This is a genomic window from Alicyclobacillus vulcanalis, assembly GCF_900156755.1.
Lineage (GTDB): Bacteria > Bacillota > Bacilli > Alicyclobacillales > Alicyclobacillaceae > Alicyclobacillus > Alicyclobacillus vulcanalis.
The window spans coordinates 150,383-174,311 of record NZ_FTOO01000001.1 but is presented as its reverse complement, the minus strand read 5'-3'; the positions used below and the strand labels follow the sequence as shown (position 1 = coordinate 174,311).

Here is a 23,929-nt window from a genome sequence, read left to right as displayed (position 1 = left end):
AAACGATTTGGCTGATGTCTCAAACATAAAATTGAGACATGCCAAAATCAATAGTCTCATTAGGCGATCCTTGTCTTTTTAAGCTCCCGCCGCGACCTGCGACATCACCGCTCTCCCTTCTCCATGAGGCCCGCCACCACCAGAACCGCGGGCGAATTCCAATAGATGGCCACCTCGTTGGTGGAATAGCTGTCCTGATGATCGATGTAGGCCTCCATGGCTGGACGACCCGCCAGCTTTCTGCGCGTGATCTCGTCCTGCAGATTTCGGTTAGGCCCGCCCGCGACCATGCCGGGGACGGGATCGCCCACGTCGTCGGCGACGGATGGCCGGTGATGCGGATGGCAAACGGGATTCGTGCCAAATCCCGTGACGTAGCACTGGCCAAGCGGATTGGCCCCCAACAGGTAGTCCACCGTCCGCTGGACCACGGCGCGAGTGGCCGGGTGATACACACCGAGCGCTTCCGCCACCAGAAACGACATGGCGCGGTTGAGCAGCACCATGTTGCTGCCCCAGATGAAGTCCTCGTCGCGCATCGGCAGGCCAAACGGGTGCGCCTTAGCGAGCGCCGCGAAATCGTCCAAAAGGCTCTTGAACCGCTGGACGAGCTTCGCCCGAAGGTCCGTGCGAGTCGCCCCAGGAGGCGCCATGAGGTACGCGATCACGCCGTACAGCGCGACGTCAGCCCAGCCGAGCTCCAAGGGAAGGTCGAGGTCAAGAAGCGGTTCGCAAAGCGCGTGGCAAGCGGGATCGCCCGTGAGGCGCAGCATGGCGCACGACGCCCAGAGGAGCTCATCGCGGAGTTCGTCATCGCCATACTCGCCCGTGCGGATCTCCGCAGGATTTCGAAACGGGCGCATGTCGCCCCGCAAAAGCCACGCGTAGGCGCGCCGAGCGGCGTCTGCAGCACACGAAGCCAGGGCCGGATCGAACGGGCGGTAGACGACGGCAGCGTGCGCCATGGCCGCGCAAAACGTGGCGGTGGCAGCGTAGGAGATGGGACAGAGCACCAAAGGCGCCGCGTCGTCCTCGGGGCGCGTGTCGAGCGGCGGGAAGGCCGCTGTGCTGACCTTGTGGTACACCCCGCCCGTCTCGGGGTCCTGCATCGACAGAAGCCAGACCACCTCTTCGCGCGCCACCTCGAGCGCGGGCGGCAGGTGCGGCGTCGGGTGCACGGCCTCCATGGGACGGCATTCGGCGAGCGGGGACGGGAAGCATTCGTGGGCGAGCAAAAGATCCGCCACAGCCTTCGCGGCCGGCACGGTGTATTTGCCGTAATCTCCCGCGTCGTGCCAGCCCCCGTTGCATGAAACGGTGCGGGCCTCTCCCAAGACCTGGGCTGGGTGGGTGTGGCACGGGCCGTGAGCCCACGGTCCAGCCTCGGACGCTGGCAACGCTACGCCGCACAGCTGGTAGTCAAAAAAGCGGAGCAGGGCGTTCAGAACATCCCGGTAGGCGCCCCGGCGAATGACCACGGGCACGCGGCTCCCTCCTACCTCCAACTGGTACGTCCCCGGCGCGCACAGCGCCGAGAAGTCCCCCGCTTGATAATCGCCGCCAGCGGGGCTGGTGATTCCGGCGTACACGGCCATGCCACCGGCCGCCTGGAGGACGAAGGGCAGCGGACTGCGAGCGCGAATCCAAAAGCGCTTCTGCCCGCCGGTCAGGTAACCCAATTGGTTGACGAAAATCGATTTAGGAGACAAAGACACGTCGAATCCTCTCCCTCCGCGCTGAGGAAGAGAATTCGACGTGGACAGCCGCCAGACCTGCCACGGGAACTTGGCTCAGCCGATGGCCACCATGCGCTCGATGGCGATCCGGGCGCGATTGGCGATATCCTCCGGGACGGAGATCACGGTCTGCAGGTGCACGAGGGCGTCCCGGACCTTCTCCAGCGTGATCATCTTCATAAACGGGCACACGGCGGCGCGATTGGCTGGGATGAACGTCTTGCCAGGGTTCTGCCGCTCCATCTGATGCAGAATGCCGACTTCCGTCGCCACGATGAACGCGCGCTTGTCCGATTGGCGCGCTCGGGCGAGCATTCCGCTCGTCGAAAGGACGTGCGTCCGATCCGCCGGCAGTTGGCCCTCGGCGAGCAGGTACATGTTGGACGTCGAACAGCCGCACTCGGGGTGGATGAGCAGCTCCGCATCCGGATACGCCGCGAGCGTCTGCTCGATGTCGTGAGGCCGAATGCCTGCGTGCACGTGACACTCGCCCATCCAGATGTGCAAATTGTCCCGACCGGTCACCCGCTTGACGTAGGAACCGAGGAACATGTCCGGCAAGAAAAGGATCTCCCGATCCTCCGGGATGCTCCTGACCACCTGCACCGCGTTGGACGACGTGCAACAGTAGTCGCTTTCCGCCTTCACCTCGGCGGACGTGTTGACATACGACACCACGACGGCACCAGGGTGCTCCTGCTTCCAGGCCCGCAGCTCATCCGCCGTGATCGAATCCGCGAGAGAACAACCCGCATGGGCGTCCGGCAGGAGCACCGTCTTATCCGGGTTCAAAATGGCGGCCGTTTCGGCCATGAAGTGCACGCCGCACAGCACGATGACCTCGGCCTCCGCCCGCATGGCGGCGCGAGCAAGCGCGAGCGAGTCGCCCAACACGTCCGCAATGTCCTGGATCTCCGGAAGCTCATAGTTGTGCGCGAGGATGAGGGCGTTTCGCTTCGACTTCCACTCGAGAATTTCCTCTACCAGCGCGTCGCGCGCCACGTTCGCCTCAATCATGCCGACTCCTCCTTACTTCACGGCAAGGCTCAAGTTCGAAATCTCCTGCTCCATGGACATCCGGCTCGGACGTGCATAGGACGCTATCGGCGCTGGGGCATCTCGCCGGACGTGCCCCCCTCGGCTCTCTCGCCTCCATCGAGCCGCGCGGGCGATGAGCGACGCAGTGACGACAGCTCCGGAACCCGGGTATTGCGCTCTGAGTTCGTCGAGCCGTTCGATCGCGGCGCAAAGCCCCGGCTCATCCCGCACCAGACCGACGCATCGCCACATCAGCGGCGCGAGCTCGCCGAGGACTTGGGCGTCCTCCGTCGGCTGAAGCAACCAGCGGGGCTCAACGGGTGTCTCCCCTCGAACACTCGGCTCCTCGCACATTGCGCGCCCGAAGCGCCTCCCCATCGCGACACATTCCAAGAGCGAATTGCTCGCCAGGCGGTTCGCACCGTGCACCCCCGTGCACGCGACCTCGCCGAGTGCAAAGAGCCCCGGCACCGACGTGCGCCCGGCGAGATCGGCTTCAATACCGCCCATCAGAAAGTGCGCACCGGGTGTCACCGGAACCGGCTCCGCCGCGATGTCGATCCCTGTGCGTGCGAGGCGGGCCGCAATCGAAGGAAAGCGCGACGTCACATCCTTGACGCGTGTGGCGTCGAGCAACACGCGTTCACCCGCCTCCTCCGCCTTTGCGATGGCAAGCGCGACGACGTCGCGCGTGCGAAGGTTGTCAGCCGGATCGGCGAACAAGGGCGCGCCGCGCTCCGTGACGAGCACCGCCCCGGCGCCGCGCAGTGCCTCGGAGAGAAGCATGACGTCCCCGTCGGGGCCGATCCAGAGCGTTGGGTGAAACTGGACGAACTCGAGATTCGCAAGCGTTGCCAAGGCCTTGTAGGCGAGCGCGATCCCTGTGCCGAGCGCCGTCTGTGGGTTCGACGTCCGGCCAAACAGTGCGCCCACGCCCCCCGTCGCCAACGCCACCGCTCGCCGCGCCGCCACCCCATGGTACGCGCGGCCATCCCACGTCCAAACGCCAACGGCGCGGCCGGTCGGGTCCTGCGCCACGGCCACGCAGGTCTCGCGCCGAATTTCAATCCGCGGATGACGGACGGCGGCGCGCCACAGGGCTTCCGTGATGAAGCGGCCCGTCTCGTCTCCACCCGCGTGCACAATGCGGGCGCGCGAATGGCCTCCCTCGCGCCCCAAGAGCAGCGCGCCTGTGGGGTCGCGATCGAACGGTACCCCCATGCGCGTGAGCCAGGCGATCACGTCAGGCCCCTCGGCGGCGAGTTCGCGCACGCGCGGCTCGTCGCAGAGCCCTGCGCCCGCGCGAAGCGTGTCGTCGGCGTGGAGAACCGGCGCATCCCCGACGCCCACGGCAGCCGCGAGCCCTCCCTGGGCGCGCGCCGAGCTCGAAGCGCCCGGGCCGTCCCCCGCGATGACGCACACCTCATCCCACTCGGCCGCGCACAGGGCGGCCGTGAGCCCGGCGATCCCGGCGCCCACCACGACGACGCCTGCCGATTCCATCGCGCCACCTCCTCAGATGCGCTCCATGTCCACGTCAAGCCCTACGTCCACCGCCGAGGCGCGCATGGTGATGTGGCTCATGGAGATGTAGTCCACGCCCGTTTCTGCGACCGCTCGCAGCCGGCCAGGGCGCATATTGCCGGATGCCTCCAGGGGCACGCGGCCCCCTGTGCGCGCCACGGCCTCGCGCATGGCGGCCAGGTCCATGTTGTCGAGCAGGATCACGTCGGCTCCGGCGGCGAGCGCCTCGTCGAGCTGCTGGAGCGATTCGACCTCGACCTCAATCTTGTGCGCAAAGCCCGCGCGCGCCTTCGCGCGCCTCACAGCCTCGTAGACGCCGCCAGCCACGGCGATGTGGTTGTCCTTGATGAGCACCATGTCGTCGAGGGCAAAGCGGTGATTCCCCGCTCCCCCAACGCGCACGGCGTACTTTTCGAGCGCCCGCCACCCCGGCGTGGTCTTGCGCGTGTCCAGGATGCGCGCCCGGGTCCCTTCAATTTCTCTCACCGCGTCCCTCGCTGCGGTGGCAATGCCGCTCAGGCGAGAGAGAAAGTTGAGCGCTGTCCGTTCCGCGCTGAGGATGGAGGCCGCATTCCCCTCCACGCGCAGGACGACGCGGGGTTCGTCCAGGTCGGTCCCGTCCGCTTGTTCCACCTCGATGCGGAGATGGGGATCCACCTCGTGAAAAACCGCTTGGCAAACCGCCGTCCCACACACCCTGGCAGGCTCCTTGATCCACACGCTCGCGCGTGCGGTTGCCTCGGGCGGAATGACGGCTTCCGTCGTGAGATCGCCCCGTCCCAAATCTTCCGCAAGCGCAAGCCGGATGAGATCACGCGTCACCAGGTCGAGCCACATCGCCTTACCTCCTCTTCGCATCAGCCCTGGCACGCGCCAGGCGGCCAATGCTGTTTAACCCGACATGCCGTTCAAACACCTGTTTAATCAGCTGTATATACACTAACACACACGCAACCACTTTGCACCTGGAAATCGGACGGAGCCGGTTGCGTTCGTCGGGATCGAGGGGTATACTCGAATCAGAACATATGTTCGCATTGCGGCTCGAGCTCGTCCCTTTCGCGGAGGTCGCACGAGGAGGAGGATGTGCATGGAAGCGCCGAAGTTCATTCCGATGGGTGTGAAGCGCGCACTGAATCGGGTGCGGGCCGGGAGCATGCCGTTTGGCTGGTCGCTCAATCCGTATCGAGGATGCGGACATGGATGCGCCTTCTGTTACGCGCGAGGGACGCACGAATACCTTGGCTACGGCGCGGACGACGCGTTTCGCTCCCGCATCCACGTGAAAGAGGATGTGCCGAGGATTCTGGAAGCAGAACTGGAGGCTCGGGTCGCGCGGTTTGGAGGAGATGTAGAACAAATGGCTGCGCTCCTTGGCACCGTGGCGGTGGGAACGGCCACAGATCCGTATCAGTCGGCCGAAGCCCGCTTTCGCGTGACGCGCCGCTGCCTCGAGGTATTGAGCCGGTATCGTGTGCGATTCAGCGTGACGACGAGATCGCCCCTGATCCTCCGGGACCTCGATGTGCTCCAGCGCGCCAGACTCGAAGGCGTGCATGTGAGCCTGCACACGCTGGATGCCGAGGTTTGGCGAGCGTTTGAACCGGCCACACCCCCGCCGTCCGTTCGGCTGCGCGCCGTCGAACGACTGGCCAAGGCCGGCGTTCCGGTGAGCGTCTTCATCGCCCCTGTGTTGCCGTATCTGACGGATCAGATCGACCATTTGGCCAAGCTGATGCAGCAGGCGCGCGACTGCGGCGCCTACGACGTCATGGTCTCCTCGCTTCGCCTCGCGCCCGAGGTGAAGCCGTGGTTTTTCTCGGTGCTGAAACAAGCGTACCCCGCATGGGTCCCGCGCTACGAGCGCATGTACGCGGGACGAGCGTATCCGCCGCGCGCGTATGCCGAGCGGCTATACGCGGCGGAGGCTCAGGCCAGGCGCCTGGCGGGATTTGCCCCTCGCGCTCACGCCGATGCGAAACAAGGACCCCATGCCCCGCACGCGGCCTCGGCCCGTTCGCCGCTGTGCCACGCGGAAAAGGGCGCGGAGGCCGCGAAGTGCGTGCAACTGAGGCTGCCGCTGTGAGGTCACATGCCGATGTATTGCGCGTAGAGCGCGCGGGCGCGGGCGGGATCGTCCGTGCCGTGGACGAGCGCGCGCCCGTTGGGGAAGACGGTGATGGAAATGTCGCCCGTTTCAAAGCGGAGCAGCGCGTCGTTGGCGCGCACCACCCCGAGGGGGCGCAGCCGGTCGGCGAGCGCTCCAAGGGACAGCGCCGCATCGCGCTCGGGCCGAACCTGAATGGTCTGGCGGCCGCAGAACGTCACCGAGAGCGCGCGGCGACCCGAGCCGAGCGCCGCAAACACCCGCTTAGCGCAGCACGGGCAATTCGGCTTGGGGCCACCCATGCGGATGAGGCGCACATCGGTGTTCCAGAGGTCCGCCTGGAGGATGGCATTCGACAACGCGTCCTCCTGACCGGCGAGGTACTTCAACACTTCTGCCACCTGATACGAAGCCATCCATTGAACAATGGGCGAAATGACGCCGACGGTGTCACACGTGTCATGTCCGACGCGCGCCGCGCGCCCGAGCAAGCACACAAGGCAGGGGGTTCGCCCGGGGCGCAGGAAGGCACTCGTACCGTGCGCCTCCACCGCGCCTGCATACGCCCACGGCAGCCCGTGCTTCACGGCCACATCGTTCACCAGATACCGAACTTCGAAGTTGTCGCTCCCGTCCACGATCACGTCCACGTCGGCGAGCAGACTTTCCGCATTGGCCGAGTCGACGTCGTCCACCACGGCATCGATGGCGATGCTCGCGTTGGCGGCGAGAAGTGCGTCTCGGGCTGCGACAGCCTTGGGCCGCCCGGCGCGCGCGTCTTCCTCGGTGTAGAGGATTTGCCGCTGCAGGTTGGAAGGCTCCACGATGTCGCGGTCGATGAGTCGCAGATAGCCGACGCCGGCGCGCGCCAATTGAGCGGCGCTTGCCGTCCCGAGCGCTCCGAGGCCGACAATCGCCACGCGCGACGATGCGATCCGCGCCTGTCCCTGCTCGCCGATGTGACGAAACCGGATCTGCCGAGAGTAGCGTTGGTGAAAGTCAAAACCCATCCGATGCGTCTCCTTTTCAACTGCGGCCCACGACGCCTGCCTCCGGGCTGGACGGCGACGGAACGCCCGATTTCGGAATGCGACCGGCGCGACGCGCGAGATACCCCGCTTCGACAGCGAGTCGCATCGCACGCGCCATCGCGACGGGATCGCCCGCGCGCGCAATCGCCGTGTTGACGAGCACCGCGTCCGCACCGGTCTCGAGGGCGAGCGCAGCGTCGGAAGGCGCCCCGATGCCCGCGTCCACCACGACGGGCACGCGCCCGCGCACCTCGTCGACAATGCGCGCGATGCGCTCAACGGATTCGAGGCCGCGGCCCGTGCCAATGGCCGACCCGTACGGCATCACAGCGGCGCAGCCCACCTCGAGCAGGCGCCGGGCCACGACGTGATCGTCCGTCGTATAGGGGAGCACGACAAACCCCTCCTTGACAAGGACCTCCGCCGCCTCGACGGTCGCGATGGGATCGGGCAAAAGCGTGCCGTCGTCCGGGATGACCTCGAGCTTGACCCAATTGGACAGCCCGGCGGCGCGCGCCAGCCGCGCGGTGCGCACCGCCTCCTCCGCGGTGTGACAACCAGCCGTGTTCGGCAGGAGCGTGTAGCGGTCGAGATCGATGTAGGCAAGCAGAGACGCCTCGCGCGCGTCCAGATTGACGCGGCGCACAGCCACGGTGACGATCTCGGCGCCTGAGGCGTCGAGCGCTTCGCGCATGACCTCTAGCGAATCGTACTTGCCCGTACCCACCATGAGGCGGGAGTTGAAGGATCGCCCTGCAATCACCAAAGGTTCCACGGGAAACATGCTCCTTCCAGCGTTCAATTCATCGTCCCTGCCACCCATTCGGCGAGGACTTCACTCGACGGCGCGATGCGTGGCCCACCTAAGCGAGCGAGCCGCCCATACCGTTCATCCGCCGCCGACAAATCGGACGAGCTCGATCACGTCCCCCGCCTGAAGCCGCTCGGCACCAAAGTCGCGCCGGTCGACGATCTGCCCGTTTCGCTCGACGGCGACGGGCTCGCCCTCGAGCTCATAGTGGCGGATGAGATCGCGCACGGTCATGCCGTCCGGCAGATGGACGTCCTTACCGTTGAGCCGCACCTGCACGCGTATCACCTCCAAACGCCGTCGTCTGCGCACTCGGCCAGAACGGGCGCCACGCCTCCTCGGGCTCGCGCCCGAGCACGGCGGCGGTCACCATGCGGCCGGTGATGGGCGCAAGAAGCACGCCGTTGCGGAAATGGCCCACGGCGAGCGTAAGACCTGGAGCCCCGGGCCACGGTCCGATGACGGGATTCGCCTGTTCCCCCGCGATCCGCGGCCGTAACCCGCTCCACGCGCGCAGCCATTCGGCGCCGCGAAGCCCGGGCACGGCGTCGAGCGCGCGGGCCGCAAGCGCCGCCAAAGCGTCCAGGGTGTTGCGCTTGTCATAACCCGCGTCGGGCTCCTCCGTCGCGCCAATCACGACCGTGCCGTCCCGCTTCGGGACAAGATATGTGCCGGCGTCGTAGACGGTGTGGCGCAGCAGCGCGCCCTGCACAGGCCGCACGGCGAGCATCTGACCTTTCACCGGGCGCACCTCAACCCGCGCACCGAGCGGAAGCAACAGCCGCGAAGCCCATGCGCCCGCGGCCACGACGACATGATCTGCGGCGTACGTCCCCCGCGCCCCGCGGATGCACCAAACGGCGCCGTCGCGATGGATGCGCAAGACCTCCTCGCCCTCGAAGACCGCGCACGTCTGCGCCACGCTGGCGCGAAGTGCGGCGACGAGCCGCGGCACGTACACGTTTCCGTCGCGGGGCAGGTAGAGCGCGCCCCACGCATCCGCAGCGACACTCGCCTGGAACGCACGCAGATCATCGGGTTCGAGCCACACGGCCTCGTCCTCGGCCTCCCGCTGCCAGCGCATGCGCTCCCGCAGCGCCATCGCTTGGCCCTCCGACCGGGCAAGCTGTAAAATGCCATTCTCCACCCACTCGATGTCGACCCCGGTCTCCTCGCGCAGCTCTTCGGCAAAGACCGGATACATCGCCCGGCTCGCGCGGCACAGTTGGTAAAACGCGTCTGGCCCGTGCGCCTCGAGCTGCGCCCCGAGCATCCCGGCGGCCGCGCCCGAGGCCTCTCCGCCCAGCTGCCCTCGGTCGATCACGGCCACACGCAGCCCGGCGCGCGCCATCTCCCGCGCTGCCGCCATTCCGATGGCGCCGCCCCCGACCACCACGACGTCATAGCCCTGCATGCGGCATTTCTCCCCTCACAGCTGGAAATGTCACCTTCGGCGGCGCCTGGCACCGTGCCATCGCCTCCTTGATCCGCGCTGCCGCCCCGCGCGGATCCGGCGACTCCACGACTGCGCCAATCACGGCCACGCCGCTCGCGCCCGCAGCCAACACCTCGGCCACGTTGGCCGCATCGATCCCGCCGATGGCCACGACCGGGATGGAGAGCGCCTCGACGACCCGCGCCAGTTCACGCACGCCCTTTGGCGGCAAGCCGGGATGGCTCGCGGTCGGAAACACATGGCCAAACGTGACGTAGTCCGCGCCCGCGGCCTCTGCGGCGAGCGCCTCCTCGAGCGAGTGCACCGAGCATCCGATGACAAGCGGCTTCTGCACCGCGGCCAACAGGTCGCGCACCGCGCCGACGGGCAGCGACTTCGCGGCGAGATGCACACCGTTTGCCCCCGCCGCCAGGGCAACGTCGACGCGATCGTTCACCAACACGCTGGTTGCCAGCCCGCCGTCGCGGATCCGCGAGAGAAGGGAGCGCGTCATCTCATACACGGCGAGCGCAGGGGCCTTCTTCTCCCGGACTTGAAGGACGTCTGCGCCGCCCTCTGCTGCGAGCCAGAGCGCTTCCTCGAGCGGCACAGCCGCCTGCCGAGATCGATCACTCAGCACATGGAGCACATGGGTCATGTTGTCATCTCCAAAAAGAAAAGCCGCACCCTCACAGGCACGGCAGGTTTCCAGTCTGAACCTCGCAAACGCGCCGCCACATGGCAGCCATCCAATTTTCGAATCCCAAGCTCAGCTTACGCCGGGTTCACTTCGACAAGACCTCGGTCAACACCGGCACGATCTGCTTTTTCCGGGACACCACGCCCTTGAGAAGCGCCTGGTGGTCCTCCAGCTTCACGCCGTACGCTTGTTCGACGGCAGCGGACGCGGAGCCGAGCGCGAGACCCACGGAGTCGTTATTCAGGATGTCGGTCACGACAAAGAAGAACAGGTCCAGCCCCTTGTCGGCGATCTTCTTCTCCATGGCCTGAAGGATGTCGCTCTTCTTCGCCAGGACGTCGTTGACGTCCACCGCGTTGACCTGCGCGATTTCGACCTTGTGACTCCCCATTTGGAACTCCTTCGCATCCAGCGTGAGGAGCTCCTCCACGGTCTTCTGGCTCAGGTCCGCGCCGGCCTTGAGCATCTGAAGCCCGTACTCTTCGAGCTTCACGCCCGCCACCTCAGCCAGTTCGCGCGCGGCCTTCACGTCTTCGTCCGTGCACGTGGGGGACTTGAGCAAAAGCGTGTCCGAGATGATGGCCGAGACCATGATGCCCGCCACATGGCGCGGGATGGCCACGTTTTTCTCCTTGTACAACTTGTTCAGAATGGTGGCCGTGCAGCCGACCGGCTCAGCCCGATAGTAAAGCGGATCCGCCGTCTCGAAGTTCGCGATGCGGTGGTGATCGATCACTTCCACGACCTTCACCTGGTCGACGTCCGGCGCGCTCTGTTGGCGCTCGTTGTGATCGACCAAGATGACCTCGCTCACCTCGCTCGCGACGCTCTCGATCACGCGCGGCGCGGGCACGCCGAAGTGCTGGAGCACAAACTGCGTCTCGGGATTGGGCTCGCCAAGCGCCACCGGCTCCACATCCTCGCCGAGTTCGCGCTTCAGATGAGCGTATGCGATCGCGGACGTGATCGCGTCCGTATCCGGGTTTCGGTGGCCGAAAATCAAGCGCTTCGCCATGCAGCCGACTCCTCCAAGCGATTTTGTAAACATTCGAATCCAGTATAGCAGGTTACAAGGCTTGTTTGCACGGCGGGTTCGCGCCCAGGGTCACGCTTCGGCGGCCACGTCGTTGCCCGGTGCCCCCGTGCGCCCCCGAGGCAGCGCGTGCCACCAGCCCGCGACGAGCGCGGCGCAGGAGGCGGCGCCGAGCCACATCCAGGCGGCGACAGGGACCACGCGCAAGGACAGGCCAGCGAACAGAGAAGCGAGTGGGGTGGCAATACCGGCGAACGAGTAGATGATCCCGAAGGCGCGACCGCGGACCTCTTCCGGGATCGCGCGCTGCATGAGCGCGAAGCCGATCGCGTTGATGATCGCCAGAGCACCTCCGAAGAGTGCGACGATGGAAACCGCGAGGGGCACCGTGCGCGACACACTGAGCGCGAGGAGCGACAACGCAGTGAGGGCGCCAAAGGCTACGAGTCCGGTGCGCGCCTGCAACTTGGCCGCAAGACCCGCGCACAGGCTGCCGGCCACCTGCCCGAGCGACAGCGAGGCGTTCAAAGCGCCGTAGGCCCAAGCTCCCGCGTGAAGCACGTGGTGTGTCCACACCGACATCAGGAGGTCAACCCCGGCAAACGAGAAGTTCACGAGCACAATGAAGGGCAAGACGGCCACATACCAGCGCATGCGCGCGACGACCCGCCAGCCCTCGGTGAACTGCGTCCACATCGCGGCCTTCGGCCCCGCTACTGCGGACGCCGCTCGCCACGGCTTGCCCTCGCGCTGCCACAGGCGGATCACGTTCGCCACCGCACCCGCGCTCGCCAGAAAGCTCAGGCCGTCGATCGCGGCGACCCACGGCACGCCGAGCATCGCGATGCTGGCTCCACCCAGGGCGGCGCCGACCGAGACGGCGAGGCGCGACGTCGTCATGACGAGGCCGTTGGCGGCCACGAGTTCTTCGTCCGGCACCAGGCGGGGCAATAGCACGCTCTCCGCGGGGCCGAACAGGCTCGCGCCGACCCCGTGCACCGCCAGGATGACGAACGTGACGCCGACAAACCCGTGGGGCCATAGGGCGTACGCCAAAGCGCCAGCGAACGACACCGCGGCGCGGGCGAGATCGGTCCACAGCATGACGCGGCGGGCGTCGCAGCGGTCGACAAGGCTGCCGCCGACGGCGGACAGGAGGTTCGGCAAGGTCAGGACCAGGCCGGCAGCGGACAACCAATAAGGTGAGCGCAGTTGGAGCTCCCAGTACGCCATGATGAAAAAGAGCTGCGTACCGAGCTGGGACAGTGCCTGCCCCAGCCATACGGACGCGAACGCCGGACGCCTCAAGACGCGGAACATGCTACCCTCTCCTCTCGCGAAGCGGACCGTCACTCACTCGCTTCGCCGTATCGGGCCTGTGGCCACGCTGGGGCGCGAAAGCGGGAATGGCCGAAGAGGATCACGGCCGCGACCGTCAATCCACATGGGATGAGATCCCACACGAATGCGGTGTGAATCGACTGATTCAGCGCGTCGACGAGCTTGGTGAGCACGAAGTCGGGCATCGAATGCCGCATCTGCGGCGACATGATGGCGCGCGGGTCCATGTGGCTGAACTCCTGTGCCTGCGGCACGCCGCGAAACGCGAGCGACACCTGGTGAGCGAATGCGTGCTTCTGGATGGCGCCGTAAATCACGATGCCCACGGTCATCCCGAGCTCCCGCACGAAGTTGTTCGTCGAGCTGCCTGCGCCCCGGTTTTGCGCGTCGAGATCGCTCATCGCCGCCATGCCGGTGACCGAGAAAAACGGCCCGATCCCAAGCCCCACCACCACCATGTCCAAGAGAACGAGCCAAGAGGGCGAATCGGCGCGCAGGCCGAGCAGGAGCGCGATGCCCACGCCGAAGACGAAGGCGAACGGCAGGAGCACCGTCCGAAACGCGGCGCGACTCGCCCAGCGGCCCGCCACGGCGGCTGTCACCGACGATCCGACCATCATCGGGAGGAGAAACAGCCCGGCGTCCACGGGCGATCCGCCCCGGACACCTTGCACATAGATGGGGATCCACACCACGGCCACGATGTACGCGCTGCCGCTTACAATGCCCGCCACGTTCGAAATGGCGAACGTGCGCTTCCGAAACAGATGAAGCGAGACCACCGGCTCCTTCGCCCGCATCTCGACCACGAAGAACACGGCGAGAAGCAGAGCGGCCAACGCGAAGCCCGCGACAATCGGCGCCGAGTTCCACGCGTACCGCTGTCCCCCGAACTCGAGCGCAAACGTGAGCGCCGTCACACCGGGCACCAACGTGAAGATGCCCAACCAGTCAATCGCCTGCCTCCCATGGCGCGCCGATTCGCGATAGGCGAACAGGATGAGGACAAACGCGATCACGCCAATGGGCACGTTGATGAAGAAGACGATGCGCCACGACCAGTGCTCCGTGATGTAGGCGCCGAGGAGCGGACCGAAGATGCTCGCGAGCCCAAACACGGCGCCAAACAGCCCCGAGAACTTCCCCTGCTCTTCCGGCGGCACCACGTCGAAGATGATGGTAAACGCGATCGGCATGAGGGCTCCGCCGCCGACGCCCTGGATGGCTCTGTAAATGGCGAGTTCCGTCATGTTGTGAGCCGTCCCGCACAAAATGGAGCCCATCAGAAAGGCCGCGAGGCCAAACATGAAAAACCGCTTGCGCCCGTACATGTCTGACAACTTGCCGAAGATCGGCATGCCGGCCATCTCCGTGAGCATGTAGGCCGCCGTGATCCACACAATCTGCTCCAGGCCGCCCAGATGTGCCACGATGTTGCCCGTCGCCGTGGCCACGATGGTGTTGTCCATCGCCGCGACGAAAATGCCCAAAAGAAGCGCCGCAACGACGAATCCGCGCTTGGACGTCCCCTTTGCCACGTCACCACTTCCTTTCTCCGCATTCCACGCCTATCCGTTTGCACGCGCGTCGATGACGTGTTCCACCTTGGCACCCGGATGGACATCGCATGTGCGGCCGTATTCCACACACTCGATTTCGCACCCCACCCCCACGCGCACGACCTGCGCTCGAACCACCCGGGCGCGGGTATGGACGAGATCGACCTCGTCCGCCTCAATCACGTCCGCCTCAAGGGTCCCGTGTCGCCGAAAGGAAGCGCCCCACGCGTGCTTGGGCAGCTCCACGACCAGCCGCCCCAACCCCATCTCTCGCACCCGGCATGGGCCGTGGAGCCGAATGCGGGCCTCATCCGCGGAAAACAGGCCCTCCACCGTCAACGCCCCGCGAATCAGCGCCCGATCTGCTCCGCAGTTGCCCTTCACCTCAATCTCGCCCGCTGTCTTCAGCTCGCCCGCCGACAGGTGCCCGCCGCAGCGCAGTGCACCTTTCACGTCCAACTTCGCCGCGATCACGTCGCCCTGGCACGTGACCTGCCCCATGATGGACGCGGTGTCCGCCGAGAGATCGGCTTCCGCGTCGAGTTGGCCCATGACACGCAGGCGTTCACACACGAGCGGACCGCGCACGTCCGCCTGTCCCATGATGCGCACCCTCGCGAAGTTGCCGCCCGCCGAGGTCGATTCGCCCATCACGGTCAAATTGGGCTTTGCATCTCTCGCCACGGCCATCCCTCCCTTCAAATCTGAACCGCTTCGCCCACCACGGCCGCCCCGCGCCGTTCAAACGTCGTCCGATACTCCACGAGGTCCACGCGGCAATCGTCCCCCACAATGACCACGTCGCCCCGGACGCGCCGTGCCACCACGGCCTCCACCTCCACGCGATCCCCTTCAATGGTCTCCACCTCGAGCCTCGGCTTCGAAAACCAACCTCCTCGGCCCACAGCAACGGTGAGCGTGCCACAGCCGATTTCTCGCACACTCGATTTCCCCATCAGCTCAAATTCGATCACGTCCGCATTCACCAGGCCGCCACACCGCAGATTCCCCGTCACGCGAACGGCCTCCGCTTCCATGGCCCCGCTGACGCGCACCCGCCCGCCGACTCGGATGTCTCCCGCGCGCAAACTGCCCTCAAAGCGGGCCACACCCGAAATCGACGCGGCTTCGCTCACCTCGCAGTTTCCATTCACGCGGCACATGCCGTTCACCTCCAGGGCGCCCGCCGCGATCGGCCCCTGCACGTTCAGACGCCCATTCACTTCAATCCGCCCTTCGGCGCGCAGGCTTCCTTCCACCTGCGCACTTCCATTCACCTCGCAGGTCTCGCATGTGATGTCGCCCAGCATCTTGGTCATGCCGTTCACTTCCACTCGCCGATACACGCCCCCGCCCATCGACGTGCGGCCAGACACCTCTAAATCCTCCGGCATCCACAGTTCCCTCCTCATGTGCAGGTGCCACGCGATCACATCAGCTTCAACTTCAAGCGTTCGACCGCAGCCGCCACGTCGACCGTGAAAGCGATGTTCGCTTGCGGGTCGAACGCGATCTCGGCGTTCGGCGCGCGCGCCAGCCAAACGCCGATGCCAAGCTTGCGGACGAGATCGATACGCATCTGCATGTCACGAAACACTGTTACATATCCCTCGTACGATTGAACGAGCTGGCGCGCTTCGTCCAAGCTGACCTGTCCGCTCTCCAAAGCCTCGTGTACCAGGTACAGGCAGACGATGTCGCGAAACGGCAGGATTCGGGCGTGCGCATTCACCTCGCGATACAGCCTCAGGGCCAGCTCGCTCACCACCCCGAGGCGGACGAGGTCCTCCCCCGCGCGTTCCAGCTCGATGCCCTGGGGCGAGAGCCGCTTCGCCAACTCGTCCAGCGGCACGTCTTCTTTCCATTGCTTGATTTGCTCAATGCGGCTCAGCATTTTCTCGCGCGGAAAGAAGGTCTCCTGACCCGTGAAGGTCGCCTTGCGAATGAACCACTCTTCTGGAATGAGCTGTTTCCGTTTCCACCGATACAGCTGGCCGTAGGAAATCCCCGTGAGTTCGAGCAACTCCTTTTTGGAGATCAAATCGTCGCTCATGTGCATCATCAACTCCAGCGACCTGATCGTAACATAACACTGTTACGTTACGCAAGCGCCGATTGTCGCCTTTGCGCGATGCCACCACATTCGCTCGCGCGGCACGAAACCTCGTGCATTAGAAAAAGCGCCCGCCGCACGGGCAGGCGCTTGACCGTCTTCATTACTTCGTCACGTACCAGTACTGCATCTCCGGCAGGCCGTCCGCCGAATTCAGGTGTTGCAACACGCCCTGGACGTGAGGCGACACCACCGTCAAGGAAGCCGGGTTGACGGTCCACAGGAACGGCAAGACTTTTGCGGTATACATCTCATACTCGTCGAATACCTTCATGGTCTCGGCCGTGGTCGGGTACGGCATGTGGGTCGCGTTGATCAGCTGATCCTCCTTCGGATCGCTAAAGCCCGTGCCGCTGGACGCTCCCGTGTTGAACAAGCCCTCGCCCGACGGATAGAACCCGGGTCCGTTGTACACCCAGCCCGAACCGAGCGCCAAATCCCACGAGTGATTCGACGGCGTCGCGGTGATCGAGATGAACTGCGCAAACGGCTCAGGCTTCAGATTCACCTTGACCCCAATTTGCGCGAAGTCCTGCTGAACGAGCTCCGCCTCTTGCTGCGTGGACTCGCTGCCAGACACGTACATCATGGTAAATTCCATTTTCTTGCCCTGCGCGTTGGTCATCACGCCGTTCTTCAGATGCCAACCTGCGCTTTCGAGCGTCTGCTTCGCCTTGGCGAGGTTAAAGCTGTACAGACCGTTCACGGCAGGGTCGTAGAACTTCGTCGGCGGCTGCGACGGAATCGGCCCGTACAGCGGCTCAGCAAAGCCCTTGTAGATGTCCTTCACCATGGTCTCGCGGTCGATGGCCATCTGCAAGGCCTGGCGCACCGGCAGCTGGTCGAAGATGCTCGCGTTCGGCGCACCCTTGTACATGTTCATCTCAATCCAGAAGATACCGAACGTGTATTCCGGCGTCACCGTATCGCCCATCGAAGTCAGCGCGGACTCCGAACCAAGCTGCGACTGATCCAGGTAGCCGACGTTAATCTGGCCGCTGCGCAGAGCCGCGAACTCCGACTCGTTCGAACCCTCGTACTGGAAGACAATCTTGCTGACCTGCGGCTTGTGGCCCGCATAGCTCGGGTTCGGAACGATGACCCACTCCTGTTTGTCCTTCGCGATCAACGGCTTGAACGGGCCATCCACGACCTTATCAAACATCATGTTGGTCGCGTTGTTGCCGAGATACTTGATCTCGTCCATGATATTGGACTTGACGTCCATGTAGGAGGCTGGCAGCGGCGTCAGCTGAATGATGCCGTTGTAAATGAACCACTGCTGGTTGGCCGGCTGCTTCAGCGTGATGGTCACTTCATAGGGTCCATTCGCAACAACGCTCTTCACACCATTTGGGATGTCGCCCGTTCCTGCGCCAACAAACGGCCACGGGCTAGGCGCGTTCGGCGCCGACGCAGCCTTGATGACGTTCCACGTGAAGAGGACGTCTTTCGAGGTGACGGGCTGGCCGTTGGACCACTTCCACTTCGGATTCAGGAAGATGTGATAAACGGTACCTTCCTTGTTGTACGTGATGTTCTTCGCGATGGAATCCTGCCAGTTGATGCTGTAGTCATTGTTTAAGACCAGCATCGGAATGTACATCTGGTCCACAATCTGCGAATTGTAGAGGGAGTCATTCGGAGCATCGAAGATCGGCAAGAACCAGTTCAGATCCGTCTGCGGCGGAAGCGCGTAGTCAATCACACCGGCAGGGTTGACGGCGCCCGTCGTCGTGGTCGTCGTGGTGTTGGTCGACGTATTGGTCGTCGTGTTGGACGAGTTCGTGCTATTGGATGTCGAAGTGCCGCATCCCGCTACACCTAGCACAATCGCGGCAGCGGCTGCGCTGGAAACAAGCGCTCGTTTTCTCGTCTTTCGCACAATTTGCTCCTCCCTATGAAAGCCTAGAGAATGCCCGCATTGAGCGGTAGGCTCAATGCGGGCCAGAAGCAGGTGTAGAACCAAGGACAACTTTAGTATAGCAAGTCCTTTCGCGCTTTGCACGCATTTTTTAAAGAAACCTTCAATACGTCATATCGCTGCGTCCGAAGCACCCCTCATTGTCCCGAAACGGTCCAATACTGCATCTCCGGGATTCCGACCGCACCATTGTAATACGGAAGGACGTTGTGCACATTGGGTGCAATGACGGCAATGGTGGCGTTGTTCACGTTCCAGAGCATGGGCAGTTGCTCAGCCGTGTACAGCTCGTACTGATAGAAGTGTTTCATCGTCTCCGCCGTCGAGCTGTATGGGACATGCGTGGCGTTGATCAACGCATCCTCCGTCGGGTTGCTGTACCCCGTGCCACTCGGTGCACCGGTATTAAACAGGCCGTCGCCAGAAGGATAGTAGCCCGGTCCGCTGTAGATCCAGCCCGATCCAAGCGCCAGATCCCAGTTCGTTTCTTTGGGATTGCTCGTCACCGAGATGAGTTGGTCAAACGGCATGCCCTTGAGCGAGACCTTGATGCCGATTTGTCCCAGCTCCTGCTGGATGAGCTCCGCCTCCTGGACCGTGGTTTCCACGCCAGTCGCATAAATCATGGTGAAGTTCATTTTTTCGTTGCCCTTCGTCATGACGCCATTTTCAAGGCGCCAGCCGTGGGCCTCCAGCAATTTTTTCGCGGCCGTTGGGTTATACGGATACAGCTTCGCCACGGCAGGGTCGTAGAATTGAGTATTGGGGTTCGACGGGATGGGCCCGTGAAGGGGCACGGCGTAGCCCTTGTAGATGTCTTGAGCAATCTCCTGGTTGTTAATCGCCTGCATCATCGCCTGACGGACGTACAGCTGATCGAAAATCTTCGAGTTCGGCGATGCCGGATACATGTTCATCTCCGTCCAAAACACGGCGAACATGTATTCCGGCGCAATCGTGAAGCCGGACGATTTCAGTTGAGGCAGAGCGGCCGCTTCGGACGGGTCAATATAGCCCACGTTCACCTGACCACTGCGCAGCGCGGCGAGCTCGGACTCGTTCGACCCTTCGTACAGGAAGATCAGCTTCGAGACGCTGCTCTTGTGCCCCGCGTACATTGGGTTCGGCTTCAACACCCACTCTTGCCGGTCCTTACCCAAAACCGGTTCAAAAGGTCCATCGACGACTTTTTCAAACATGAAGTTGGGACCATTGGCACCCAGGTACTTCAACTCGTCGGTCATATTCTTCTTAACATCCATGTACTTGGAAGGAAGAGGCGTCATCTGCATCAGGCCGTTGTAGATGAACCACTGCTGGTTGGTCGGCTGCTTCAAAGTCACCGTGACCTCGTACGGACCGTTTGCCACGACGCTCTTGATGCCGTTGGGGATGTCGCCCGTGCCCACACCCACGTACGGCCAGGGCGCCGGCGCATTCGGCGCGCAAGCGGCCTTCATGACATTCCACGTGAACAAGAGATCCGCAGACGTCACGGGCTGACCGTTCGACCATTTCCACTTCGGATTCAGGTAGATGTGATAAACCGTCCCAGAAGAATTGTAGGTGACCTTCTCCGCAATGGAGTTCTTCCAGTCGATCTGATAGTTGTTGTTCAGCTGCAAAAGAGGAACAAACATCTGATACACGAGCTGTGCGTTGGCCAGTGAATCCGTGGGACCGGTGAAGAGCGGGAGAAACCAGTTCAAGTCTGTGGCCGGTTGAACGGCGTATTCAATGACGCCGCCTTTTCCACTCGCAGAAGCAGCGCCGACCTTGGGAGAAGCGACGTTTGCCTCATTCGTCCCTTGTTGTGGAGCTTGAGTCCCACAGCCCGTCGCACCGAGGACAATGGCTGCCGCCGTGCCTGCAGCCCAAGCGATTTTGCTGCGACGTTTCACAGTCTCTCGAACCCCCTCAATGTTCTGGAAATCTCGCATTTGAACTGCGATTTCAGAGAATCAGGCTCATTGTACGATGGGTCGACGGGCGTGTAAAGTGCAGAATATGTAACAATCTTGCACATTACATCGACAAATCGTTTTAGCTTTGCGAATTTCGGTCAGAAAAAAGGACACACCGGCCATGTCCCGATGTGTCCTGTCACCTTTCTTATCAGATGCCCAGCATTTTCTTCACAAGCGGGATTTGCCCGCGGTGGTGAGCAGTGTGCGCGATGGCGTAGGCTGCAAGCTGGCGCTTGTTCACCTCGCCCACGCCGAGCTTGGCGCCCGGCTCTTCCAGCTCCTCGGGCGACAACGATTCAAACGCGTCCTTGGCCAACTGCTCGTTCTCTGCCCACATCGATTTGATCTTGTCCACATCCCAGCTTGTCGCGACAAACGGCGCGCGAGCGTCGATGTCCACGGACTCACCTTTCAGCTGGGCGAAAAAGCGGCGCTCCACGAGCAGCGTGTGTTCGACAATCGAGGCAATGTTGTTGAAGTTGTCCGCTGGCTTCTTGAGCCACTGCTCGTCCGACAGTCCATCCACCATCTGGTGCAGGGTTTTGTGCACCTTGACATACAGATCATACAAGTCGCTCATCTCTTTCACCACGGCCTGTCCCTCCTTACGCATTGCGTCACCTTGTACGGGCGCCTCTTTCATTCTAACTCCAAAGCCCTACGAACGATGAACATCTGCAGATCATCGCGTCCCCGCGGCCCCAGCAGAACGCTTGGTCCTCCACAGGCGCGCGTGCCCCGAGAGCGCGGCGCGAGCCGTTTGGACAAGCGGCGACGATTCATCGGTACGCTGCGAGGCAAGATTTGCTACAATGTGCCTAGCCTCATTCGACATGTCCCGAATCTTACGACGGACTGGAGGAGCCCCTGTGCGCATCTATATCCTTGGCGGGTCAGGCTTTATCGGGCGCCACCTGGCAAAGGAGCTTGAACGCCAGCGGCTAGAACCCGAAATCGTCCGGAGACCGTATACACCCGAAGCGCTGCGGACGCGCTTTGTGCAGAGCATCGAGCGCGGTGAAGCGTACGCCATCTGCAATCTCGCCGGTGCTTCCCTCAACGCCAAACGTTGGACCGCGGCGTACCGGCGCGAAATCGTCCAATCGCGCGTGGAGACCGTGCGAAGCGTCGTGATCGCACTACGGGACCTGCCTGCAGCGCCAAAGGCTTACCTCCAGGCGTCAGCCGTCGGTTACTATGGCACGTCGCTCGACGAGACATTTACTGAGCTTTCCCGCCCGGAAACGACTTTCTCGCGCGCGTCTGCGCCGAGTGGGAGCAGGCGGCCAAGCCGCTCCAGTCCATCACGCGTGTCTGCATTCTGCGATTCGGCATGGTGCTCGGCCGGGATGGAGGTGCACTCCCGCTGCTTTGGCCCCTCTTTCAAATGGGCTTTGGGGGCACCGTCGGCAGCGGGTCGCAATGGATTTCCTGGATTCATGTCGACGACGCCGCGCGCATGGCGGCGTGGCTCTTGACCTCACCGGATTTGGACGGCGTGTACAACGCCACCGCGCCACATCCCACCCGGATGCGCGAGTTCACCCGTACGCTTGCCGACGCGCTCCGAAGGCCCCACCTCACCCATGTGCCCGGAGCAGCGCTGCGGCTCGTGCTCGGCCGCCGCGCCACGCTCGTTCTCGACGGCCAGCGCGTGCTGCCTACGCGCGCTCTCGATCTCGGCTTTCCCTTTGCGTTTCCCACGCTGCACGAAGCCTTCCGAAATTTCCTCTGAGGCAGACTTGTGCCACGGCGTGTCCGGCCCTTAGAATGAAATCGATTTCCCCCTCAATCTTTTGCAGGGGATCACAAGAAAGGAGGCGCACTTCGTGGCCACTCGTTTCCGCTGGGTCATCATCGGTCTGTTATTCTTCATCACGGTCGTCAACTACATCGACCGGTCCGCCATTTCGTATGCCATCGGCGACATCGCGCAGGTCCTGCACCTGAACGACAGTCAGATCGGCATGATCCTCGGCGCCTTTGGCATCGGCTACATGATCACGACGTTCTTTGGCGGCATTTGGGTCGATCACGTCGGCGCACGCTGGGCCCTGTTCTTCGCATCCCTGTTGTGGAGCCTGTCCATCGGCTTGACGGGCGTCGCCGCTTCGTTCGCCATCATCTACGCCATGCGCATCCTGCTTGGCGTAGCGGAGGGCCCCAACTTCCCAGCGGTCAACCGAGCCGTGGGCGATTGGCTGTCGCCGCGTGAGCGCGCCATTGCGCTCTCCAACTCGCTCGTCGCCGTGCCCCTCGCGCTCGCCATCGGTGCTCCCATCGTGACGTCGCTCATTCTGGCCGTCACCTGGCGCTGGATGTTCATCATCCTCGGCATCGTCGGCCTCATTTGGGTGCCGGTATGGTTCTTTCTGTTCCGAGACTTCCCCGAGCACAGCCGCCACGTGAACGACGAGGAACTGCGCCACATCCGCGCCTCCGAGTCGGTTGACCGGACGCGTCCCGCCAAGGAAATGCGCTTTCGCCAGGCGCATCACGTGTCGTCGGGAACCCTGTGGAAGTATCTCCTGGTGAACCGCACGTTGATGGCCAACAACTGGTCGTTCTTCGTCTTCGGCTATTATCTCTTCTTTTTCATGACCTGGTTGCCGTCGTACCTCAAGAGCGAATATCACCTGAATCTCAAGTCCGTCGGTGCCTTTTCCATTCTGCCGTGGGCGCTCGCGACGGTGCTCTTGTGGCTCGTGGGCTACCTCTCTGACGGAATCCTCCGCCGCACAGGCAGCCTTCGCCTGGCGAGATCGTACCCCATCTGGATCTCGCAGCTGCTCTCGGCACTCTGCGTCCTGCCGCTCACCTTCACGCACGATCTCACGACGGCCATCGTGTTCATCACCCTCGCCGTGGGCTTTGGCATGAGCGCGAACTCGACCTTCTACGCCATGAACGTCGACCTGATGCGCGAACGCACCGGCACAGCGCTCGGCGTGATGGACACGTTCTTCGCAGCCGCAGGCTTCCTTGCGCCGGTCATCACGGGCTGGATCGTCAACGCGACGGGCAGCTTCAAGAGCGCGTTCTGGCTCATGGCTGTGCTCGCGGCGACGTCCGTCCTCGCTGTGCTCATTTTCCATCAGCCGGACAAACAACGCCGCATTGAGGCTGATCTCACCTCCAGCCGCACCCTTCCGCACTGACTCGCAAACGCCTCGCGCCCTTGCACGCGGGGCGTTTCTCCTTTCTGACGATCCCGTCGCCCATTTCTCACGCCCAAATCGGCAAACCCAAGGCCCGCGCCGCATGCGGACATGCGACGCAGGCATACGCTGTTCACATGGGCGCAAAGCCCCGCCCACGGAAGGAGACCTTGGATGCCTTCTCTCATCGTGATTGGCACGGCGGCTGCGGACGCAGCGCTGCAAAACGCGGGCATCTTCCTCGGTGAAGGCAACGTCGGCGGTTGGGATGCCAACCGCAAGATGTCCAACGCGTACAGCGGAACCTACGGCGCTTTCAACGTCCTGCCCGGAATGGTGAATGTGAATGTGGATAACTTTGAAGTCGTGGATGGCGCCATCAACGATGCGGACTTCAAACTGACCTTGGGTGCCAACGGATAACCGTCTGAACTCGCACTTCACGAAGGCGG

23 protein-coding genes are annotated in these 23,929 nt (G+C 63.5%); 5 read left to right on the top strand and 18 right to left on the bottom strand.

The annotated features are described in order from the left end of the window. Positions 1-104 precede the first annotated feature (104 nt). The 4 genes from BW934_RS00880 to nadC all read right to left on the bottom strand — a co-directional run bounded on the left by BW934_RS00880 (position 105) and on the right by nadC (position 5,135). Complete coding sequence (locus tag BW934_RS00880; protein WP_076344123.1) at positions 105-1,715, bottom strand: glycoside hydrolase family 9 protein; 1,611 nt, start codon at positions 1,713-1,715, stop codon at positions 105-107. A 75-nt stretch (positions 1,716-1,790) separates the two neighbouring features. Next, positions 1,791-2,753, bottom strand: a complete 963-nt coding sequence (gene nadA / locus BW934_RS00875) for a quinolinate synthase NadA (protein WP_076344121.1) — start codon at positions 2,751-2,753, stop codon at positions 1,791-1,793. Between the two features lie 12 nt (positions 2,754-2,765). After that, entirely contained in the window at positions 2,766-4,277 is a 1,512-nt protein-coding gene (gene nadB / locus BW934_RS00870; RefSeq protein WP_076344119.1) for an L-aspartate oxidase, read from the bottom strand. Between the two features lie 12 nt (positions 4,278-4,289). Next, positions 4,290-5,135 (bottom strand): carboxylating nicotinate-nucleotide diphosphorylase, encoded by an 846-nt coding sequence (nadC, locus tag BW934_RS00865; protein WP_076344117.1) that lies wholly within the window; start codon positions 5,133-5,135, stop codon positions 4,290-4,292. 253 nt (positions 5,136-5,388) lie between these two features. Between nadC and BW934_RS00860 the strand changes: the two genes are divergently transcribed. Then, entirely contained in the window at positions 5,389-6,384 is a 996-nt protein-coding gene (locus BW934_RS00860; protein ID WP_076344115.1) for an SPL family radical SAM protein, read from the top strand. A 2-nt stretch (positions 6,385-6,386) separates the two neighbouring features. On the opposite strand, the gene BW934_RS00855 is transcribed toward BW934_RS00860, so the two are convergent. From BW934_RS00855 to BW934_RS00790, 14 genes are all read right to left on the bottom strand, one after another. After that, positions 6,387-7,415: a ThiF family adenylyltransferase gene (locus tag BW934_RS00855; protein WP_076344113.1), complete on the bottom strand. Its 1,029-nt coding sequence runs from the start codon at positions 7,413-7,415 to the stop codon at positions 6,387-6,389. A 16-nt stretch (positions 7,416-7,431) separates the two neighbouring features. Beyond that, positions 7,432-8,220: a thiazole synthase gene (locus BW934_RS00850; protein ID WP_200805701.1), complete on the bottom strand. Its 789-nt coding sequence runs from the start codon at positions 8,218-8,220 to the stop codon at positions 7,432-7,434. Positions 8,221-8,325: 105 nt separating this feature from the next. Continuing rightward, complete coding sequence (thiS, locus tag BW934_RS00845; RefSeq protein WP_076344109.1) at positions 8,326-8,526, bottom strand: sulfur carrier protein ThiS; 201 nt, start codon at positions 8,524-8,526, stop codon at positions 8,326-8,328. Continuing rightward, positions 8,504-9,661 (bottom strand): glycine oxidase ThiO, encoded by a 1,158-nt coding sequence (gene thiO / locus BW934_RS00840; protein ID WP_076344108.1) that lies wholly within the window; start codon positions 9,659-9,661, stop codon positions 8,504-8,506. The genes thiS and thiO overlap by 23 nt, the downstream gene beginning before the upstream one ends. Further along, positions 9,648-10,340, bottom strand: a complete 693-nt coding sequence (locus tag BW934_RS00835) for a thiamine phosphate synthase (protein WP_076344106.1) — start codon at positions 10,338-10,340, stop codon at positions 9,648-9,650. The genes thiO and BW934_RS00835 overlap by 14 nt, the downstream gene beginning before the upstream one ends. A gap of 127 nt (positions 10,341-10,467) precedes the next feature. Continuing rightward, a complete protein-coding gene (locus BW934_RS00830; RefSeq protein WP_076344105.1) occupies positions 10,468-11,397 on the bottom strand; it encodes a manganese-dependent inorganic pyrophosphatase in 930 nt (309 codons plus the stop codon). A gap of 90 nt (positions 11,398-11,487) precedes the next feature. Further along, complete coding sequence (locus BW934_RS00825; RefSeq protein WP_076344103.1) at positions 11,488-12,735, bottom strand: MFS transporter; 1,248 nt, start codon at positions 12,733-12,735, stop codon at positions 11,488-11,490. Positions 12,736-12,764: 29 nt separating this feature from the next. Next, complete coding sequence (locus BW934_RS00820) at positions 12,765-14,294, bottom strand: MDR family MFS transporter (RefSeq protein ID WP_076344101.1); 1,530 nt, start codon at positions 14,292-14,294, stop codon at positions 12,765-12,767. Between the two features lie 30 nt (positions 14,295-14,324). Then, positions 14,325-15,005: a polymer-forming cytoskeletal protein gene (locus BW934_RS00815; RefSeq protein ID WP_268757073.1), complete on the bottom strand. Its 681-nt coding sequence runs from the start codon at positions 15,003-15,005 to the stop codon at positions 14,325-14,327. Between the two features lie 8 nt (positions 15,006-15,013). Beyond that, positions 15,014-15,727 (bottom strand): polymer-forming cytoskeletal protein, encoded by a 714-nt coding sequence (locus BW934_RS00810; RefSeq protein WP_076344660.1) that lies wholly within the window; start codon positions 15,725-15,727, stop codon positions 15,014-15,016. Between the two features lie 17 nt (positions 15,728-15,744). Further along, the gene (locus BW934_RS00805) at positions 15,745-16,368 is read right to left on the bottom strand and encodes a YhbD family protein (RefSeq protein ID WP_076344658.1); all 624 of its coding nucleotides are present in this window, start codon (positions 16,366-16,368) and stop codon (positions 15,745-15,747) included. Between the two features lie 163 nt (positions 16,369-16,531). Further along, positions 16,532-18,316 carry a peptide ABC transporter substrate-binding protein gene (locus BW934_RS00800; protein WP_076344656.1) on the bottom strand — a complete coding sequence of 595 codons (1,785 nt, stop codon included), beginning with the start codon at positions 18,314-18,316 and terminating at the stop codon, positions 16,532-16,534. Positions 18,317-18,489: 173 nt separating this feature from the next. Further along, entirely contained in the window at positions 18,490-20,253 is a 1,764-nt protein-coding gene (locus BW934_RS00795; protein ID WP_234969438.1) for a peptide ABC transporter substrate-binding protein, read from the bottom strand. A 214-nt stretch (positions 20,254-20,467) separates the two neighbouring features. Then, the gene (locus BW934_RS00790; protein ID WP_076344095.1) at positions 20,468-20,911 is read right to left on the bottom strand and encodes a DinB family protein; all 444 of its coding nucleotides are present in this window, start codon (positions 20,909-20,911) and stop codon (positions 20,468-20,470) included. 277 nt (positions 20,912-21,188) lie between these two features. On the opposite strand from BW934_RS00790, the gene BW934_RS00785 reads away from it, so the two are divergent. The 4 genes from BW934_RS00785 to BW934_RS00775 all read left to right on the top strand — a co-directional run bounded on the left by BW934_RS00785 (position 21,189) and on the right by BW934_RS00775 (position 23,900). Then, on the top strand, positions 21,189-21,797 hold the full coding sequence (locus BW934_RS00785; protein WP_234969437.1) for an NAD-dependent epimerase/dehydratase family protein: 609 nt from the start codon (positions 21,189-21,191) through the stop codon (positions 21,795-21,797). Further along, positions 21,779-22,054 (top strand): DUF1731 domain-containing protein, encoded by a 276-nt coding sequence (locus tag BW934_RS15150; RefSeq protein WP_234969436.1) that lies wholly within the window; start codon positions 21,779-21,781, stop codon positions 22,052-22,054. The genes BW934_RS00785 and BW934_RS15150 overlap by 19 nt, the downstream gene beginning before the upstream one ends. A 94-nt stretch (positions 22,055-22,148) precedes the next feature. Beyond that, complete coding sequence (locus BW934_RS00780) at positions 22,149-23,477, top strand: MFS transporter (protein WP_076344093.1); 1,329 nt, start codon at positions 22,149-22,151, stop codon at positions 23,475-23,477. Positions 23,478-23,651: 174 nt separating this feature from the next. Continuing rightward, positions 23,652-23,900 (top strand): hypothetical protein, encoded by a 249-nt coding sequence (locus BW934_RS00775; RefSeq protein ID WP_076344091.1) that lies wholly within the window; start codon positions 23,652-23,654, stop codon positions 23,898-23,900. Positions 23,901-23,929 lie beyond the last annotated feature (29 nt).

Excerpts from the sequence above, each read along its gene's own strand:
- BW934_RS00815 (WP_268757073.1), bottom strand. The coding sequence starts at position 15,005 with ATGGCCGTGGCGAGAGATGCAAAGCCCAATTTGACCGTGATGGGCGAA.
- BW934_RS00830 (WP_076344105.1), bottom strand. The coding sequence starts at position 11,397 with ATGGCGAAGCGCTTGATTTTCGGCCACCGAAACCCGGATACGGACGCG.
- nadA (WP_076344121.1), bottom strand. The coding sequence starts at position 2,753 with ATGATTGAGGCGAACGTGGCGCGCGACGCGCTGGTAGAGGAAATTCTC.
- BW934_RS00860 (WP_076344115.1), top strand. The coding sequence starts at position 5,389 with ATGGAAGCGCCGAAGTTCATTCCGATGGGTGTGAAGCGCGCACTGAAT.
- BW934_RS00835 (WP_076344106.1), bottom strand. The coding sequence starts at position 10,340 with ATGACCCATGTGCTCCATGTGCTGAGTGATCGATCTCGGCAGGCGGCT.
- BW934_RS00850 (WP_200805701.1), bottom strand. The coding sequence starts at position 8,220 with ATGTTTCCCGTGGAACCTTTGGTGATTGCAGGGCGATCCTTCAACTCC.
- nadC (WP_076344117.1), bottom strand. The coding sequence starts at position 5,135 with ATGTGGCTCGACCTGGTGACGCGTGATCTCATCCGGCTTGCGCTTGCG.
- BW934_RS00775 (WP_076344091.1), top strand. The coding sequence starts at position 23,652 with ATGCCTTCTCTCATCGTGATTGGCACGGCGGCTGCGGACGCAGCGCTG.
- nadB (WP_076344119.1), bottom strand. The coding sequence starts at position 4,277 with ATGGAATCGGCAGGCGTCGTCGTGGTGGGCGCCGGGATCGCCGGGCTC.
- BW934_RS00805 (WP_076344658.1), bottom strand. The coding sequence starts at position 16,368 with ATGAGCGACGATTTGATCTCCAAAAAGGAGTTGCTCGAACTCACGGGG.
- BW934_RS15150 (WP_234969436.1), top strand. The coding sequence starts at position 21,779 with ATGGCGGCGTGGCTCTTGACCTCACCGGATTTGGACGGCGTGTACAAC.
- BW934_RS00855 (WP_076344113.1), bottom strand. The coding sequence starts at position 7,415 with ATGGGTTTTGACTTTCACCAACGCTACTCTCGGCAGATCCGGTTTCGT.
- BW934_RS00810 (WP_076344660.1), bottom strand. The coding sequence starts at position 15,727 with ATGAGGAGGGAACTGTGGATGCCGGAGGATTTAGAGGTGTCTGGCCGC.
- thiO (WP_076344108.1), bottom strand. The coding sequence starts at position 9,661 with ATGCAGGGCTATGACGTCGTGGTGGTCGGGGGCGGCGCCATCGGAATG.
- BW934_RS00825 (WP_076344103.1), bottom strand. The coding sequence starts at position 12,735 with ATGTTCCGCGTCTTGAGGCGTCCGGCGTTCGCGTCCGTATGGCTGGGG.